The sequence below is a fragment of the Solwaraspora sp. WMMD406 genome (genome assembly GCF_029626025.1).
GTDB lineage: Bacteria > Actinomycetota > Actinomycetes > Mycobacteriales > Micromonosporaceae > Micromonospora_E.
Genome location: NZ_JARUBF010000001.1, coordinates 1,417,482 through 1,434,456, shown reverse-complemented (window position 1 = coordinate 1,434,456; position 16,975 = coordinate 1,417,482). Strand labels below are relative to the sequence as shown.

The window sequence follows — 16,975 nt, the reverse complement described above, 5'->3', positions numbered from 1 at the left end:
GAGGTACTGGTGGGTGGTGCTGGTTCCCGCAGTGGTCGCGACGGCAGCCGTGTGGGCGCTGGTCGCGGATGACAAGCCAGCCTGGACGGTGGTCGCTGGCGTAGCGGCGGCCGTCGCAGGCGCGTTCGCGCCGTCGGTGCTGGACCGGGTTCGGCAGGGGCGGGAGCGGCGGGAACAGCGGAATCGGGTAGTCGGCGGGGCGCTGGTGGCGGAGTTGCCGGAGTCGGTGGCGTGGCTGCTGCATCCGCAGGCAGCGGTGGTCGGGTTCGTCGGTCGTGGGTGGCTGCTGACGGCGCTGGACAGGTGGTGCGCGGATCCGGGTGCGAGCGCGGTCCGGCTGCTCGTGGGTGCGGGTGGGGTGGGCAAGACCCGGTTGGCGCAGCACTTCGCCCGCCGGTCGACGGGTTGGCAGTGGTGGCCGGTGGCCCCTGACCGAGAGGAGACGGTCGCCGAGCGGCTTGAGGCGGGCGACCGACCGGGCAGGGTGCTGTTGACAGTCGACTATGCCGAGACCCGCGATCCGGCGAAGTTGGCGCACCTGATGTGCGCCGCACAACGGGCTGGTGGCGTACGAGTGTTGTTGCTGGCCCGGTCGGTCGGGTTGTGGTGGTCGTCGTTGTCGGCGGCGTACCCGCCGCAGGCACATCTGGTGGACGCGCTGACGGTGTCGGCGAACGTGCTGGAGGTCCCGGCCGAGATCGAGGGCCACAGTCCGCAGCAGATGGTGACGGACGCGGTGACGGCGTTCGCTGGTCGGCTGGGTCGCCACCATCCGGGTGAGGTCGCGGTGGCGGAGGCGGGTCCGGATGTTCCGGTGTTGCGGTTGCACGCGCAGGCGCTGCTGGCGGTGTTGGGCGGGCCGCGTGGTGACGACCGGTACGACGTGCTGGGCGAGGTGCTGGGCCATGAGGCCCGGTATTGGCGGCACCGGGCTCGCCGCGACGGGCTGCCGGGGGTGGGTGAACCGGCTACCGACGCGGTGTTGCGGCGGCTGGTCGCCGTGGCGGCGCTGCTGGGCGCGGACGACCGTGCGCAGGCGGTGGATCTGGTCCGCCGGGTGCCGGGGCTAGGTGAGGCGCCACCGGAGCTGGTGGACAGCTATGTGAGCTGGTTGTTCGCGCTGTACCCGTCGGCGGCGACGGGTGGTGGGTTGGGGACGTTGCAGCCGGATCTGCTCGCGGAGGACCTCGCGGTCGCGGTGCTCCGCGAAAGCTCCCCGTCCGAACGCGCCGCGATCGTGCGCGGTCTGGCTGTCAATCAGGCGGTACGGGCACTGACGGTCCTGAGTCGCGCCCATGCCCACCAGTCCGATGCCGCGCAGATGATCGACGTGGCGCTGGCCGCTGACGTGCCGGTGATGACCGAGGCGGTGCTCCAGGTCGGCCTCCAGTTCCCCGGTGTGCTCGCCCCCCGCCTGGCGATTCTGCTCGGAACGGCTGAGCTCGACGCTGACTGGATCAGGCGGATAGAGCTTCGGGTGCCGTACCCGTCGATCGAGTTCGGCCGGGTCGCGCTGGCGTTGACCACTCAAGCCCTGCGTGGCGCAGCGGCAACGATCGAGTCCAGCGATCGGGCATCGCTACTGACCGTACACAGTGTTCGGCTGGCCGAGGTCGGACGACGGGCCGAAGCCCTCACCGCCGGCGAAGAAGCCGTCAACCTCTACCGGGAACTCGCCGCCACCGACCGCGACACCCACCTACCCGACCTCGCCGGGTCGGTCAACAACCACGCCCTCTGGCTGGCCGAAGCCGGACGACGCACCGAAGCACTCACCACCAGCGAAGAAGCCGTCAACCTGCGCCGGGAACTCACCGCCACCAACCGCGACGCCCACCTACCCCACCTCGCCATGTCACTCAACAACCACGCCGACCTGTTGGCCGAGGTCGGACGACGGGCCGAAGCACTCACCACCAGCCAAGAAGCCGTCAACCTCTACCGGGAACTCACCGCCACCAACCGCGACGCCCACCTACCCCACCTCGCCATGTCACTCAACAACCACGCCATCCGGCTGGCCGAAGCCGGACAACGCACCGAAGCACTCACCGCCAGCCAAGAAGCCGTCAACCTGCGCCGGGAACTCACCGCCACCAACCGCGACGCCCACCTACCCCACCTCGCCATGTCACTCAACAACCACGCCCTCCGGCTGGCCGAAGCCGGACAACGCACCGAAGCACTCACCACCAGCCAAGAAGCCGTCAACCTCTACCGGGAACTCACCGCCACCAACCGCGACGCCCACCTACCCCACCTCGCCATGTCACTCAACAACCACGCCCTCCGGCTGGCCGAAGCCGGACAACGCACCGAAGCACTCACCACCAGCCAAGAAGCCCTCACCCTCGACCGGGAACTCGCCACCACCAACCGCGACACCCACCTACCGGGCCTCGCCGTGTCACTCAACAACCACGCCCTCCGGCTGGCCGAAGCCGGACAACGCACCGAAGCGCTCACCACCAGCCAAGAAGCCCTCACCCTTTACCGGGAACTCGCCACCACTAACCGCGACGCCTACCTACCCGACCTCGCCAGGTCCCTGTGGAGCATCGGGTATATAGCGCATCTCCTTGGAGAGGCGCAGGAGCAGATCTTTGATGCTGTCGCTGAAGGTGTGCGCTACTTCGACGAACTCGTAGCCGCTGAGCCGCAGGCGTTCACCACAGATCGCGATGCAGCAGCAGCCACCTTGGCTGAGCTGAAGGAAATTGCCGCCAGTCAGCGCCCGAAACCGCCGTCGCCCAGGTCACCCCAGGCAGACGAGGCAGCCCCCGACGCCGTCTGACTGGAGACCGGCAGGCTCTGCTGCCGGCAGCCGCACTGCCCCAGCGACCCCGCGCCACGCTCGGCGTGGGGTCGCTGGCGCTGATGATTGGCTTAGCGAGACTTGGCCAGTTCGACGAACGCTGACCACGCGGTTGGCTCGAAGGTCAGGGTCCCGCCGTCGCGGTCCTTGGTGTCCCGGACGTACACCCGGCCGGGGATGTTGTCGGCCACCTCGACGCAGGTGTCTCCACCGTTGCTGCTCCGGCTGGACTTACGCCACTGCAGCGTCTGCTCACTACTCATCGCGCATCCTTCACTGGAGGCGGTCATGACGACCGCCGATGGTCAGGGGTGGCTGTGGGTCTTGAGAGTGGTGACGAAGGCGGCCCAGCCGTGGGGGGCGAAGCTGAGGGCCGGACCCGCCGGGTCCTTGCTGTCGCGAACAAGCACTGTCGCGGGGACGTTGGTGGCGACCTCGACACACATGCCCTGCGCGTTGCTACGAGTGCTTTTACGCCAGGTCGCCTGGTCCAGGCCACGAGGGGTGGTCGTCATTCGGGCTCTCCCTTGCTCCCTGCGCCAGCATCACCTCCGCCCTCATTCGCAGGAAGGCCAGCGTGTCAGCGGGCGAGAGGGCGGTCGCACGGAGGTGGTCAAACGCCAGCCCGTGCGTGTCTACATGGTAGTCCTTGTCCAGGTAGAGAGCGCCACTCAGATTTTCTTGGTAGACCACCGTCGGATGGTCGCCGAAGTCGAGCAGCGCGAAGGACACGCCCATGCCCATGTGCGCACCCTGCCGGAACGGCAACACCTGAACGGTCACCGACGGCCGCTGAGCCGTGGTGATCAAGTGCCCGAGTTGCGCCGCCATTACCTGCGGGCCGCCCACCGGCCGATGCAGTACCGCTTCGTCCAGAACGAACCACAGCCTGGGTGGCTTCGACCGATCCAGGATCCTTTGCCGGGCGAGGCGGATCTCGACCCGCTCCTCGATCTTCTCTGGTGGACCTTCCGGGAACTCAGCTTGTAGGAGTGCGCGGGTGTACTCGGCGGTCTGGAGCAGCCCGTTGACGAGTTGGACATCGTAGGCGCGAAGCTGGGTCGCCTCGTCCTCGAAGGCAACGTACCCGGCCAGCCCGTCTGACATGGCATTCGAGTAGTCGTTCCACCAGCTGTACTGCTGGGCGTCGTGGGCGAGCTGGATGAGCCCGGCGGCGTCATCATCGGCTACTCCGTAAAGCCGCAGCAGCTTCGCGACGTTGCGCGGCGTCACTGAGACCTGGGCGTTCTCGACGCGCGACAGCGTCGACTTGCCGATCGTCACTTGCTGCGCCACCTGGTCGATCGTCAGATCGGCGGATTCGCGAAGTGCGCGAAGCTCCGAAGCGAGTCGACGGCGCTGAACGCTTGGGATTCCTGCCACAGGGGACAGTGTGCAGCATCTTGCGTCGATTGGCGAGTCCCAGATCAGAGAAAATCTGAACTAGCGGGAGTTGCAAGATCACCATTTTGATGCCACCGTAGGCAACGGGTCGATGGTGGACAGTTGATCAACCGGCTGGCTGTCGATCGCAGGAAACGGCGCGTGACGTGATCGTTTCTCGCTTCTTTCGCTGAAATCCCAGGTGACCGGGTGGGTCACGGCAATGCCCGCCCGGTCACGTCACACCCCTTGCCGATGTAACGCGACCCGTGACCTCAGAAAGGGCGGCTCTCCCATGCGCAGACTTCTCGACGTCTTCCGTACCCCTGTGCGGAGCCGACGGCACCGGCGGCTACTCGCCGAGATCGGCCACCACAGCCGCAACAACGCGGCAGCGGCGGCGGCCGGGTCACGTCGTCCGCCGACGTGGCGCAGCCCCAACGCTGGTGCCCACTACAACACCGGCTCGGCGGCACGGCTGTCGATCAGCCCGGTCCAGGTCCGCGACCGCTACTTCCCGGACCGCGCCCGGCGCGGCTGCGACCCCGGCGAGGTTCGCGCCTACCTGTACCTGGTCGCCGACGAGCTGGCCGCGCTGCGCGCCGACCTGGCCGCCACCTCAGACGAGAACGTACGGATCAAGCAGGCGCTGCGTGACTGGCAGTCGCAACAGTTCCGTGCCCAGGTGCCGGCGTGACCGGCGACGCGGCACGTGTGGCCCGGGAAGACGTACGGGCGCACCTGCCGACCCGGCTGCGCGTCTGCCGTACGTGTGGCCGGGCCACACCATGCCGGCCGTTCCTGCGGGCGTTGACGATCCTCGACCGCCACGACCCGGCCAAGGCCCGACGGCTGCGTACCGTGCTGCACCTGTCCGGACTCTGGTCGGCCCCACTACCCAACCGAACGTGAGAGATGGTGTCGACGATGGAGATCGGAGCGCTCATCGGCGTGGCCCTGCTCGGCTTCTGCGCCGGACTGTTCTCGTTCCCGGTGAAGTCCAGGTGGTGCCCCCAGTGCGGGCTCACCACCTGGCCGACCGAACGAGGAGCCGACGGCGTCGAACGACCACGCCGCGACGCACCGCCCCGTGAATAACCAGCTCCTGCGCACACCCGAACCGAAGCCCGGTGACGTACTGCTGATCGGCGCGCACGCCAGCGTCCAGTTCGCCGGCGACCGACGGCTCACGTTCCGCGTCATCTCTGTCGACCAGAAACCGACGTACCACGGTTGGGTTTGGCTCACCGGCTACGTCATCGACGAACGCGGATTTGCCGCCGAACGGCGCGAGATCTTCGTCCAGCGCCGTGGACTCTACCGACTGCCCAAACGACAGTCGACATGACAATTGATCAACTAGGACGCCAACGGCGTGTCGTCCGAATTTCCGTCGAATGATCATGGCGATCGGAGCTCCAGTGGGGGTGGCCGGTGGAAATTTGGAGAGAACTGGGGAGCCACCGCGAAACTGTGGGGCGACTGTGGACGTGGCGGGGCTGCGATCTCAGCCACCATGGGATCACAATGCGCACATGCCCTTTGACGCTAGCAAGGTGCCCAGTCACCTGTTGATCAAGGTCGAACAGCCGGACCACCCCGTATCGCTGGTCTCCGAAGACGACGCCCGGCAGCGGGCCGCCGCCTATCCGACCATCATGTGGGGTGCCCCGGTGTTCGGCTGCGCCCAGGAAATCGACGGCCGATGGCGGATCATCCGGCTCAACGGCGACAGCCCACAGGATGCTCGCGACAGCCTCGCCTCGCACTTCCGCCGGCTGCACAGCGAAACACCGTCGACCCCCGAAAACGCCGCCCGCCGCGCCGAATACGAGAAAATCTACGAACTGCTCGACTGGGAGGCCCTCGACGAACTCACCGTCGACGGCTACCGATACCGGATCATCCGCGCCCAGACGTTCATCCGGATGGGACCTGACGGGCCGGAGCCGCCCCGGCCCACCGACCCCGACCCGTACCCGCCGGGTGAAGCGGAACAGTACTTCTCCCACCTGGACGACGTCGTGATCGACCCGGCCGCCAGCACCGGGCTCACCGGCGGACTGCTCCGGGTGGAGCTGATCTCGTCGGCCTACCATCCGGCGACCGTCGCCGCCGACGTGCACGCCGACTCCCGCCGGGCGATGGACACCCACCCGAACGTGGTGCTGCTGCCCGTCGGCTTCACCGTCGGCAAGCTGGTCGACGGCAGTTGGCGGCCCAGGTCGGCCACCACGTACGCCACCCCGCAGGGTGCCCGGGACGCCGGATCGTTCGTGATGCCCGACATCCGCCTGGACGAGGACACCTCGCTGGACGAGTTCCGGGCCGCGTACCAGCGGGCCCGCGAGGAGCACCGGCCGCCCCGTACCGACGATTTCGAGGTCGAAGGGGTCCGCTGCCGGGTGACCCGGGTCGAGACCTTCGTCCGGGTCGGACCCGACGGCCCGGAAGGCCCGCGCCCGTCGGACCCGGAGTCGCACCTGCCGCCGGCCCGGCTGATGCAGGACTACCACGACGAGGAGGACGACCTGGCCTCGGACCCGGACTGAGCACCGGCCAGCCGACCCAGCGATAAGAAGACGATCAGGGTTTCGCCGGGGCGGTGTCGCCGTACAGCCACTCGTCGAAGAACTCCCGCAGTGGCTGTCCGGTGACCCGCTCGGCGACCGTGACGAACTGCTCGGTGGTGGCGTTGCCGCCCCGGTACTCCGCCGCCCAGGTCCGCAGCAACCGGAAGAACGCGTCGTCGCCGACCGTGCGCCGCAGCGCGTGCACCGTCATCCCGCCCCGCTTGTAGACCGCCTGGCTGAAGATCCCCGCCGGACCGGGATCACCCGCCGGGTTCGTCCAGTCGGTGCGCTCGTACTCCCGGTCGAACATCTCGTCGGCGGTGGCCGCGCCGTCGTGCTCCGACCACAACCATTCGGCGTACGTCGCGAAGCCCTCGTTGAGCCACATGTCCCGCCACTGCAGCAGCGACACACTGTTGCCGAACCACTGGTGGCCCAACTCGTGCGCCACCACCCACGTCTCCGGGCCACGGTCGAAGAACACGTCGCCGTACACCGGCCGGGACTGGGTCTCCAGGGCGTAGCGGATCCGGTCGTCACGGACCACGATCCCGCCGTACGCGTCCACCGGGTACGGCCCGAAAACCGTCTCCAGGTAGTCGGCGATCTCCCCGGTCCGGGCCATCGCCTGCTCGGCCGCGCCGCCCTCGGGCAGGTCGGCGTCGACGGCGATCACCATCGGCCGACCGGCGTGGGTGCTGGTCTCCACCCGGTAGTCGCCGATCACGAGGGTGGTCAGGTAGCTGGCCAGCGGGGTCGACTCCGACCAGCGCCAGGTGGTCCAGCCGTCGGCGCTGGTCGTCTCCCCCGGCGCGCCGACGCTGACCGCCGCCAGCCCGTCCGGCACGGTGATCTCCAGGTCGAAGGTCGCCTTGTCCGCCGGGTGATCGTTGACCGGGAACCAGGTGCTGGCCGACTCGGGCTGGCCGAGCGCGATCGCCCCGTCGTCGGTGACCTGAAAACCACCCTCACCGAAGTCGCGGCTGATCAGCGGCTCCGGCTCGCCGCCGTACGCGACGACGACGGTGAACGCCGACCCGTCGGGCAGCCCGGCGGCCGGGGTGACGACCAGTTCGTCGTCGTCGCGGCGGTGCTGCGCCGGCCGGCCGTCGACGTCGACGTCCGCGACGTCCAGGCCGGCCAGGTCCAGGTTGAACCGGGACAGGTCCATGGTCGCGGTCGCGGTGATCGTGGCGGTGCCGTCGAGCTGGCGGGTCGCCGGGTCGTAGCGCAACGCCAACTCGTAGCCGGCGACGTCGTAGCCGCCGTTGCCGTACGACGGGAAGTAGGGGTCGCCGATCCCGACCGCGCCGGGCTCGAAGTCGCCCGCCGGCTGCGACGCCCGGTCGAGCAGCACCGGCAGTACGCCACAGCCGGCGCTGGCGGCACCGGCGGCGAGCACCACCGCCACCGTCGCGGCGACGACCGACGTACGGCTACGGCTGCGGCTACGGCTACGGCTACGGCTGGGTGTCACCGGTCCAGGACCAGCCCCACGCGCTGGAACTCCTTGAGGTCGCGGTAGCCGCACTTGGCCATCGCCCGGCGCAGCCCGCCGAACAGGTTGAGCTGCCCGTCCGGCTCGTCGGCCGGGCCGAACAGCAGCTGCTCCATGTCGCCCAGCGACTCGCCGGCCACCCCGTACGCGCCGCGCGGCAGCTTCGGGTGGCTGGCCACCGAATGCCACCAGGCCCCGGTCGCCGGGGCCTCGGCGCACAGCGACAGCGGCTCGCCGAGCATCACCGCGTCGGCACCGCAGCCCAGCGCCTTGGCGATGTCGCCGGAGGTCTGCAGGTCGCCGTCGGCGATCAGGTGCACGTACCGGCCGCCGGTCTCGTCCAGGTAGTCACGGCGGGCGGCGGCGGCGTCGGCGATCGCGGTCGCCATCGGCACCCGGATGCCGAGCACCGAGTCGGTGGTCGACCACTCGTCGGCGCCGATGCCGACGATCACGCCGGCCGCGCCGGTACGCATCAGGTGCAGCGCCGTCTTGTAGTCGGTGCAGCCGCCGACCACTACCGGCAGGTCCAGGTCGGCGATGAACTCCTTGAGATTCAGCGGCTCGTCGGTGGTGGAGACGTGCTCGGCCGACACGATGGTGCCCTGGATGACCAGGATGTCCACGCCGGCGTCGAGGATCACCGGGGCCAACGCCAGGGTGTGCTGCGGTGAGACCCGGACCGCGACAGTGCCGCCGCCGTCACGCATCTGCCGGACCCGTTCGGCGATCAGTTCGGGGCGGATCGGCTCGGCGTACGCCTCCTGCAGCCGTTTGGTGGCCGGCTCGTCGTCGTCCATGCCGGCAAGCTCGGCGAGGACCTTGCTCGGATCCTCGTAGCGGGTCCAGAGCCCTTCGACGTTGAGCACCCCGAGTCCGCCCAGCTCGCTGAGCTTCGCGGCGCTGGCCGGGCTCATCGTCGCGTCCGACGGGTGCGCCACGCACGGGATCTTGAACTGGTAGGCGTCGAGCTGCCAGGCGGTGGAGACGTCGTCGACGTCCCGGGTGCGCCGGCTCGGCACGATGGCGATGTCGTCCAGGTGGTAGCCGCGCTGCGCGGTCTTGCCCAGCCCGATCTCGACCACGTCACGCATGGTGTCACTCCAGTTGTGGACGGGCCGGCGGCACGCAGCCGCCGGCCGGCTCGGACCGCTCGGACCGCGAAGGTCAGCGGGTGTGGTAGTTGGGGGCTTCGACGGTCATCTGGATGTCGTGCGGGTGGCTCTCCTTGAGGCCGGCCGCCGTGATCCGGATCAGCTGGCCGCGCTGGTGCAGGTCGTCGATGCCTTCGGCACCGACGTACCCCATGGCCAGCCGGACCCCGCCGATCAGCTGGTGCACGACGGTGGACAGCGGTCCACGGTACGGCACCTGACCTTCGACACCCTCCGGGACCAGCTTCTCGTCGTTGAGCACGTCCTGCTGGAAGTAGCGGTCCTTGGAGTAGGAGCGGGCCTGGCCGCGCGACTGCATCGCGCCCAGCGACCCCATCCCCCGGTACGACTTGAACTGCTTGCCGTTGATGAAGATCAGTTCGCCGGGGCTTTCCTCGCAGCCGGCGAGCAGGCTGCCCAGCATCACCGTGTGCGCGCCGGCGACCAGCGCCTTGGCGATGTCGCCCGAGTATTGGATGCCGCCGTCGGCGATGACCGGCACCCCGGCCGGCTGGCAGGCGCGGACCGCTTCCATGATCGCGGTGATCTGCGGTACGCCGACTCCGGCGACCACCCGGGTGGTGCAGATCGCGCCCGGCCCGACGCCGACCTTGACCGCGTCGGCTCCGGCGTCGACCAGCGCGCGGGCACCGGTGTAGGTGGCCACGTTGCCGCCGACGACGTCGACCGTGGTGTCGGCCTTGAGGGCGCGCACCATGTCCAGCACGGCCCGCTGGTGGCCGTGGGCGGTGTCGACGATCAGCACGTCCACGCCGGCGTCGACCAGTCCCCGGGCCCGCTTGTACGCGTCGTCGCCGACGCCGATCGCGGCGGCCACCCGCAGCCGGCCGGCGTCGTCCTTGGTGGCGTCCGGGTACTGCTCGCTCTTGGTGAAGTCCTTGACGGTGATCAGCCCGCGCAGCCGGCCGGTGTCGTCGACCAGCGGCAGCTTCTCGACCTTGTGCTGGCGCAGCAGCGTCAGGGCGTCCGCCTTGGCCACCCCGACCGGGGCGGTGACCAGCGGCATCCGGGTCATGATCTCGCGTACCGGGCGATTCTCATCGGTTTCGAAGCGCATGTCGCGGTTGGTGACGATGCCGACCAGGGCGCCCTGGGCGTCGACCACCGGTACGCCGGAGATGCGGAACCGGCCGCAGAGCGCGTCGACGTGCCGCAAGGTGTCATCCGGGCCGCAGGTCACCGGGTTGGTGATCATGCCGGCCTCGGAGCGTTTCACCAGGTCGACCTGGAGCGCCTGGTCCTCGGCGGAAAGGTTGCGGTGCAGGACGCCGATGCCGCCCTGGCGGGCCATCGCGATCGCCATCCGGGCCTCGGTCACCGTGTCCATCGCGCTGGACAGCAGCGGTACGGACAGCCGTACGTTGCGGGTCATCGACGTCACCGTGTTGACCCGGCTCGGGATCACGTCCGACTCGGCGGGCTGCAGCAGCACGTCGTCGAAGGTCAGACCGAGCGGCACCGCCCGGGCGGACCCGGTCGGCATTTCGGGCACGTGACCACCGAACGCGGCGGGGACGGGCACGGGACCGCCGAAGGCGGCGTCGTCGGTGACGGTGTGCACGGTGTGCTCGGCTGGCGAGTTTTCCACGACTTGTTCCCCTGAGCTGGTCGGACGGGCTTCGCCTGGCACCGGCGGCGGCTGATCCCGATCACCGGAGGCGGTGGTGGTCCGGCGCGGGTGGCGGTTGACCGGCTCGCCCCGTCGTGCGGTGCGATGGTTCATCGTACCCACGGGGCGACCAGGCAGGCGCGGCACGGGCCGATGGGACTACGGTGGAGGGGTGCACGAGGAGCCGATCGATCCGTTCAGCGGCGACCCCGCCGATCCGGCGGCCGGGCTGGACGACATCACCGACGACGCGGAGCCCGACACGTTGACCGCAGCCGAGCGGCAGGACGTGATCGAGGACCTGGCGGACCTGGAGGTCTACCAGGCGTTGCTGGGTGCGGTCGGCATCCGTGGTCTGGTGATCGAGTGCGAGGACTGCCGCGAACCGCACTACTTCGACTGGGATCTGCTCCGGGGCAACCTGCGGCACCTGCTCAGCTCCGGTCGCCCGCGGGTGCACGAGCCGGCCTTCAACCCGGATCCGGACCATTACGTGACCTGGGAGTACGCCCGGGGTTACGCCGACGGGGTGCACGACACCCTGCACGAGGAGTCCGAGGACCCGGACCACCAGCACTGACCGCCCGCGCGCTCCCCACGGGCGTCGGCTCCGCGCCGATTTCGGCGACCAAGCCGTACGGTGAGGCCATACGACCAGGCCGTACGGTCAGGCGACCAGGCCGGTACGGAATCCCGTCGCCACCGCGTGTGCCCGGTCGCGGGCGCCCAGCTTGCGGAAGAGCCGTCGGGCGTGGGTCTTCACCGTGTCTTCGGAGACGAACAGTTCACGACCGATCTCGCCGTTGCTCCTGCCTTCCGCCATGCCTCGCAGGACCTGCAGCTCCCGTTCGGTGAGGCCGATCCGCCGTAGCGCCGAGGTCGGACCACCGGACAGCACCGGGCCACCGACGGATACCGGGCCGCCGGACTGGACCGCGCCGCCGGCCGGCTCGGCAGCAGCTGGGCCGGCAGCAGGTGGGGTGGCAGCTGCGCCGGCGGCCGGCGCGGCACCGTCGGACTCCGCCACCGGTGCGGTCTGGGTGGCGGTCGCCGGTGCGGCGTCGTCGCGTTGATTGGGCACCACCGTCTGGCCGCCCGCGTCCGCCGGATGCGCGGCGGGCCGGGTGCCGGTGGTGGCACCGATCGTCGCCGCCACCGGTGCGGCTGGTCCCGCCGTACCAGTGGCGGCCTGGACCGGCGTCGACCCGGTGCCGCCCGCCGTCGCCTGCGACGTCGACCCGCCGGCGGCATGCTCGGCCAGCACCGCCGGTGCGGCCGGCATCACCGGTTGTGCCCGGCCCGGGGCCGCGAGCAGCAGTAGCGTCTTGGCGACCACGCTGACCAGGTCGTCCGCCCCACGGATGAGGCCTCGTGCGCCGGCCGCCATCGCCGCCGACGCGACCTGCGGATCCTCGGCGCCGAACAGCACGACGACGCTGCCGGGCGAACGCGCCAGCACCCGACGGGTGAAGCTGGCGCTGTCCGGCCTGGCCAGAGCCGTGTCGGCGAGCACGATCTCCGCCGGCCGTTCGGACAGCCGCAGCATCACCTCGGGTTCGGAGACCGCGGTCCGAATGCCAGCGGAGAGACCGAGTCGAGCGGCGGCGGCGTTGATGTTCTGGGCCGCGTCGACCGTTCGGACACACACGAGGACCTTGCGCACTGTGACTCCCCTCTCCCAGACAGCAGGAGATCACGGCTAGCCAGCTCACTCGGGTGCTTTGGCGCGAAAAAAGATGAAAGTTCAGGTCAGTCGGCCGCGTCGACGATGCCATGTCCGGCGCAGGTTGCCGTCGACACGATTGAGCCGATCGCCTCGGGGGTATCGGGGTGTTCACGAAGGACTGGCGCACGCGCGGCCGGCTGCCCGGCCCGATGGTGCCGCGCGCAAGGACCCGATGGTGCCGCGCGGGTGCCGCGCGGAAGGAGGGGTGGAAGATGTCGGACGTACGCAGGCTGCCCGGACCTATCGTCGACCTGTGGGAATGGCAGATGCTCGGGGCCTGCCGTGGCCGCGACAGCGCGCAGTTCTTCCACCCCGACGGCGAACGCGGATCGTCGCGCAGCCGCCGGGAGTCCGGCGCGAAGGCCGTCTGCCGTACCTGCCCGGTACGCCCTGAATGCGCGGCACACGCGCTGTCGGTCCGCGAGCCGTACGGGGTGTGGGGCGGCTTCAGCGAGTCCGAACGACTCCGGCTGCTCGCCGTCGGCTGGGAGGATCTGGCCGACCGCCGCCGCTACCGGGTCGACGTCGACCGTTTGGAGCGCCGCCTCGGCCGGCCGCACAAGTCGACCGTGCCGGACCAACGCCGGGACAGCTCAGCCGCCTGACGCACCCGCCCGCCAGCGGCGGGACATCCAGCGACCCACTCGCGGCAGAGTCAGCCAGAGCAAGCGCCAGCCAGGTGATCAGGCCACGGTGACCCGGATCGTATGCCAGCCGGTCGCCCCGTCCGGGGCGACCGACTGCCGCTGCTCCGGCTGCGTCTCGCCGGTCGCGTCGGTCGCCCGGACCGTCAGGACGTGCTCGCCCGGCGTGGCCGGCCACTGCCACACCCACTGCACCCAGGTGTCGTCCGAAACCGCCGGGGCAAGCGTCGCCGACTGCCAGGGGCCGTCGTCCACCCGTACCTCGACAGCGCTGATCCCCCGGTGCTGTGCCCAAGCGACGCCGGCCACCGGCACCGTGCCGGCGGCCAACTCGGCCCGCTGGCGCGGCGTGTCGATCCGCGACTGGGTCTTGATCGGCCCCTGCGCCGACCAGCCACGCGGCACCCAGTAGGCGTCGAAGTCGGCAAAGCTGGTCAGCTCCAGCTCGGTGATCCACTTGCAGGCCGACACGTAGCCGTACAGGCCGGGCATCACCATGCGGACCGGGAACCCGTGCTCGACCGGCAGCGGTTCGCCGTTCATCCCGACCGCGAGCAGCGCGTCGCGCCCGTCGAGCAGCGCCTCGGTCGGCGTACCGCAGGTCCAGCCGTCGGCCGACCGGCCGACCACCTGGTCGGCGCCGGGCAGCGGGCCGGCGGCGGTGAGCAGTTCCCGCACCGGTACGCCGAGCCAGCGGGCGTTGCCGATCAGGTCCCCGCCGACCTCGTTCGACACGCAGGCCAGGGTGACGTACCGCTCGACCAGATCCATCCCGAGCAGGTCGGCGTAGCTGACGGTGATCTCGGTGGCCACCCGGCCGTGGATCCGCAGTTGCCACTGATCCGGGTCGATCCGGGGCACCACCAACGCGGTGTCGATCCGGTAGAAGTCGCTGTTGGCGGTGACGTACCGACTCAGACCCGGCACCTGTGGGTCCACACCGGACGGCAGGGGTACGGCGACGTCGGTGGCGGCCGGCAGCATGACGGCGGCGCGGGCGGTGACCACGCTACGGCGTTGCGCCGCCCAGCGCCCACTGGCACCGGCCAGCGCGGCGGCGCCGACGCTGACCCCGACGGCGGACAGAAACCGCCGCCGGTCGGCCGCCCCGACCCCGGGCATGGTCACCGGGTCTGCTGCGGCCGGCGAAACCGGCTCGGCCGCGCCGGTGGGCCGCAGCGGACCTGTCACCAGCGCACGGAGCAGCATCGCCGCGGCAAGCGAGCCGAGCAGCGCCGGTAGCACCGCCGCCACGCCCAACTGCGGCCTTGTCACGGCCGCGACTGCGCCGATCAGACCGAACACGGCGATGCCGAGGTCGCCGACGATCGGCCGTCGGGCCGCCGCCACGCCGATGACGGCGGCGAATCCCGCCAGCAGTACGGCGGTGCCGATCAGCAGCGCGGTCTTGTCGTGCACCCCGAACAGGGCGATGGCGAACTGTTTGAGCGGCTCGGGAACGGTGTCGACGACGACCCCGCCGACCGCGACCAGCGGTGCGGACCGGGCACCGGTGAAGACCGCGATCACCTCGGCGATCCCGAGCGCGACGGCTGCGGCGGCCACCCCGGCGAGGGCGGCGAGCCACCCCGGCGTACGGCTGACGGATGGCTGGCGGATCGGCGATGTCGCCTGCTGCGTCATCGCCCGACGATACGTCGGATCAGGTGGGTCGACGAGACGCGTGAATCCGCGTGATCAGGACCGGGCGGCGGGCCGCCCAGATGACCTGATCACGCGGATTCAGGTGGAACAGGTGAAGCGGGTGGAGCGGATGGAGCAGGTGCGGGTCAGAACCCGGGGCCGTGCTGGTGCCCGTGCCCGTGGTCGTGTCCGTGTCCGTGTCCGCCGGCGGCCGGTTGCGGCTTCTCCGGCTTCTCCACCACGAGGCTTTCCGTGGTGAGCAGCAGTCCGGCGATCGACGCGGCGTTGATGACCGCGTTGCGGGTCACCTTGACCGGGTCGACGATGCCGGCGGCCGCCAGGTCGACGTAGGTGTCGGTGGCGGCGTTGAGGCCGAAGCCCCAGTCCGCCTCACGGACCTTGCCGACCACGACGTAGCCGTCCTGTCCGGCGTTCTGCGCGATCCACCGCAGCGGCTCGTGCAGCGCCTTGCGCACGATCGACACGCCGACCTTTTCGTCGCCGGTGAAGCCCAGGTCGTCGTCGAGTACCGCGGCGATCTGGCTGAGGGCGGCGCCGCCACCGGGGACGGTGCCTTCCTCGACCGCCGCCTTGGTCGCCGAGATGGCGTCTTCGATGCGGTGCTTGCGCTCCTTCATCTCGACCTCGGTGGCGGCCCCGGCCTTGATCACCGCGATACCGCCGGAGAGCTTGGCCAGCCGTTCGGCGAGCTTCTCCCGGTCCCAGTCCGAGTCGGACGCCTCGATCTCCTTGCGGATCTGGCCGACCCGGTCGGCGACCTCGGCGTCGCGGCCACCGCCGTCGACGACCGTGGTGGTGTCCTTGTCGACCACGATCCGCCGGGCGCTGCCCAGCGATTCGAGGCCGACCGCGTCGAGCTTGTAGCCCAGCTCCGGGGCGATCAGCTCGGCGCCGGTCAGGATCGCCATGTCCTGCAGCATCGCCTTGCGGCGGTCGCCGAAGCCTGGTGCCTTGACCGCGCAGATCTTGACGGTCTTGCGGACGGCGTTGACCACCAGGGTGGACAGTGCCTGGCCTTCGACGTCCTCGGCGACGATCAGCAGCGGCTTGCTCGCCTGGACGACCTTTTCGAGCAGCGGCAGCAGCTCCTCGATCGAGGAGATCTTCTGGGTGGTGATCAGGATGTACGCGTCCTCGAGGACAGCTTCCTGCGCTTCGGCGTCGGTGACGAAGTGCGGGGAGATGAAGCCCTTGTCGAACTGCAGACCCTCGGTGACGTCCAGTTCGGTGGCGAGGGTGGAGCCCTCTTCGACGGTGATCACACCGTCGCGGCCGACCTGCTCCATCGCATCGGCGATCAGATCGCCGATCGTGGCGTCCTGCGCGGAGATGGTCGCCACCTGGGCGATCGATGCCCTGTCGGCGACCTCGGTCGCCTTGTCCAGCAGCGCGTCGGAGACCTTCTCGACGGCCGCGTCGATGCCGCGCTTGAGCCCGGTCGGGTTGGACCCGGCGGTCACGTTGCGCAGACCTTCACGGACCATCGCCTGGGCGAGCACGGTGGCGGTGGTGGTCCCGTCGCCGGCGACGTCGTTGGTCTTCGTCGCCACCTCCTTGACCAGCTGCGCACCGAGGTTCTCGTACGGGTTGGTGAGTTCGATCTCCTTGGCGATGGTGACACCATCGTTGGTGATCGTCGGGGCGCCGAACTTCTTGTCCAGCACGACGTTGCGCCCGCGCGGGCCGAGGGTGACCTTGACCGTGTCCGCGAGCGTGTTGACGCCGTGCTCCAAGAGGTGCCGGGCGTCATCCGAGAAACTCAGGATCTTCGCCATGACATTCCCTTCAGGCACTATCCGTCGGCCGGTCGGCGGGTGCGCCGAACGGCGGCCAACGGTCGACGCCCCGGGGCCCCGTGTGGGGCCCCGGGGCGTTCAGGACTGGCAA

General features: G+C 70.0%; 17 protein-coding genes. 8 read left to right on the top strand and 9 right to left on the bottom strand.

The window, feature by feature from the left end; all coding sequences use genetic code 11:
* Positions 1-13: 13 nt before the first annotated feature.
* Positions 14-2,794, top strand: a complete 2,781-nt coding sequence (locus tag O7632_RS06520) for a tetratricopeptide repeat protein (RefSeq protein WP_278112244.1) — start codon at positions 14-16, stop codon at positions 2,792-2,794.
* 92 nt (positions 2,795-2,886) lie between these two features.
* Here the strand turns inward: O7632_RS06520 and O7632_RS06515 are convergent, their stop codons facing one another.
* From O7632_RS06515 to O7632_RS06505, 3 genes are read right to left on the bottom strand one after another with little or no spacing between them, the layout of a single operon-like run.
* Positions 2,887-3,078: a DUF397 domain-containing protein gene (locus O7632_RS06515; protein ID WP_278112243.1), complete on the bottom strand. Its 192-nt coding sequence runs from the start codon at positions 3,076-3,078 to the stop codon at positions 2,887-2,889.
* 42 nt (positions 3,079-3,120) lie between these two features.
* Complete coding sequence (locus O7632_RS06510; protein ID WP_278112240.1) at positions 3,121-3,330, bottom strand: DUF397 domain-containing protein; 210 nt, start codon at positions 3,328-3,330, stop codon at positions 3,121-3,123.
* Positions 3,287-4,198, bottom strand: a complete 912-nt coding sequence (locus tag O7632_RS06505) for a helix-turn-helix transcriptional regulator (protein WP_278112239.1) — start codon at positions 4,196-4,198, stop codon at positions 3,287-3,289. Before O7632_RS06505 ends, O7632_RS06510 begins: the two co-directional genes overlap by 44 nt.
* Positions 4,199-4,493: 295 nt before the next feature.
* Between O7632_RS06505 and O7632_RS06500 the strand changes: the two genes are divergently transcribed.
* From O7632_RS06500 to O7632_RS06480, 5 genes are all read left to right on the top strand, one after another.
* Entirely contained in the window at positions 4,494-4,895 is a 402-nt protein-coding gene (locus O7632_RS06500) for a hypothetical protein (RefSeq protein WP_278112236.1), read from the top strand.
* Entirely contained in the window at positions 4,892-5,110 is a 219-nt protein-coding gene (locus O7632_RS06495; protein ID WP_278112234.1) for a hypothetical protein, read from the top strand. Before O7632_RS06500 ends, O7632_RS06495 begins: the two co-directional genes overlap by 4 nt.
* Positions 5,111-5,125: 15 nt before the next feature.
* Complete coding sequence (locus O7632_RS06490) at positions 5,126-5,296, top strand: hypothetical protein (RefSeq protein ID WP_278112232.1); 171 nt, start codon at positions 5,126-5,128, stop codon at positions 5,294-5,296.
* The gene (locus O7632_RS06485) at positions 5,289-5,546 is read left to right on the top strand and encodes a hypothetical protein (protein ID WP_278112230.1); all 258 of its coding nucleotides are present in this window, start codon (positions 5,289-5,291) and stop codon (positions 5,544-5,546) included. Before O7632_RS06490 ends, O7632_RS06485 begins: the two co-directional genes overlap by 8 nt.
* A 187-nt stretch (positions 5,547-5,733) precedes the next feature.
* Positions 5,734-6,750 carry a DUF5954 family protein gene (locus O7632_RS06480; protein WP_278112228.1) on the top strand — a complete coding sequence of 339 codons (1,017 nt, stop codon included), beginning with the start codon at positions 5,734-5,736 and terminating at the stop codon, positions 6,748-6,750.
* A 34-nt stretch (positions 6,751-6,784) separates the two neighbouring features.
* On the opposite strand, the gene O7632_RS06475 is transcribed toward O7632_RS06480, so the two are convergent.
* The 3 genes from O7632_RS06475 to guaB all read right to left on the bottom strand — a co-directional run bounded on the left by O7632_RS06475 (position 6,785) and on the right by guaB (position 10,927).
* Positions 6,785-8,134 (bottom strand): M1 family metallopeptidase, encoded by a 1,350-nt coding sequence (locus O7632_RS06475; RefSeq protein ID WP_278119884.1) that lies wholly within the window; start codon positions 8,132-8,134, stop codon positions 6,785-6,787.
* A gap of 110 nt (positions 8,135-8,244) precedes the next feature.
* Complete coding sequence (locus O7632_RS06470; RefSeq protein ID WP_278112226.1) at positions 8,245-9,363, bottom strand: GuaB3 family IMP dehydrogenase-related protein; 1,119 nt, start codon at positions 9,361-9,363, stop codon at positions 8,245-8,247.
* Positions 9,364-9,436: 73 nt separating this feature from the next.
* Complete coding sequence (gene guaB / locus O7632_RS06465) at positions 9,437-10,927, bottom strand: IMP dehydrogenase (protein ID WP_278119882.1); 1,491 nt, start codon at positions 10,925-10,927, stop codon at positions 9,437-9,439.
* 298 nt (positions 10,928-11,225) lie between these two features.
* Here guaB and O7632_RS06460 point away from each other — a divergent pair, with 298 nt between their 5' ends.
* Positions 11,226-11,633, top strand: a complete 408-nt coding sequence (locus O7632_RS06460) for a DUF5319 domain-containing protein (protein WP_278112224.1) — start codon at positions 11,226-11,228, stop codon at positions 11,631-11,633.
* 87 nt (positions 11,634-11,720) lie between these two features.
* Here O7632_RS06460 and O7632_RS06455 read toward each other — a convergent pair whose 3' ends face one another.
* A complete protein-coding gene (locus tag O7632_RS06455) occupies positions 11,721-12,716 on the bottom strand; it encodes a response regulator transcription factor (protein WP_278112222.1) in 996 nt (331 codons plus the stop codon).
* Between the two features lie 275 nt (positions 12,717-12,991).
* On the opposite strand from O7632_RS06455, the gene O7632_RS06450 reads away from it, so the two are divergent.
* Complete coding sequence (locus O7632_RS06450; protein ID WP_278112220.1) at positions 12,992-13,384, top strand: WhiB family transcriptional regulator; 393 nt, start codon at positions 12,992-12,994, stop codon at positions 13,382-13,384.
* A gap of 78 nt (positions 13,385-13,462) precedes the next feature.
* Here O7632_RS06450 and O7632_RS06445 read toward each other — a convergent pair whose 3' ends face one another.
* Positions 13,463-15,067 (bottom strand): molybdopterin-dependent oxidoreductase, encoded by a 1,605-nt coding sequence (locus O7632_RS06445; protein ID WP_278112218.1) that lies wholly within the window; start codon positions 15,065-15,067, stop codon positions 13,463-13,465.
* A gap of 146 nt (positions 15,068-15,213) precedes the next feature.
* The gene (gene groL / locus O7632_RS06440; RefSeq protein WP_278112216.1) at positions 15,214-16,863 is read right to left on the bottom strand and encodes a chaperonin GroEL; all 1,650 of its coding nucleotides are present in this window, start codon (positions 16,861-16,863) and stop codon (positions 15,214-15,216) included.
* Between the last annotated feature and the right edge of the window lie 112 nt (positions 16,864-16,975).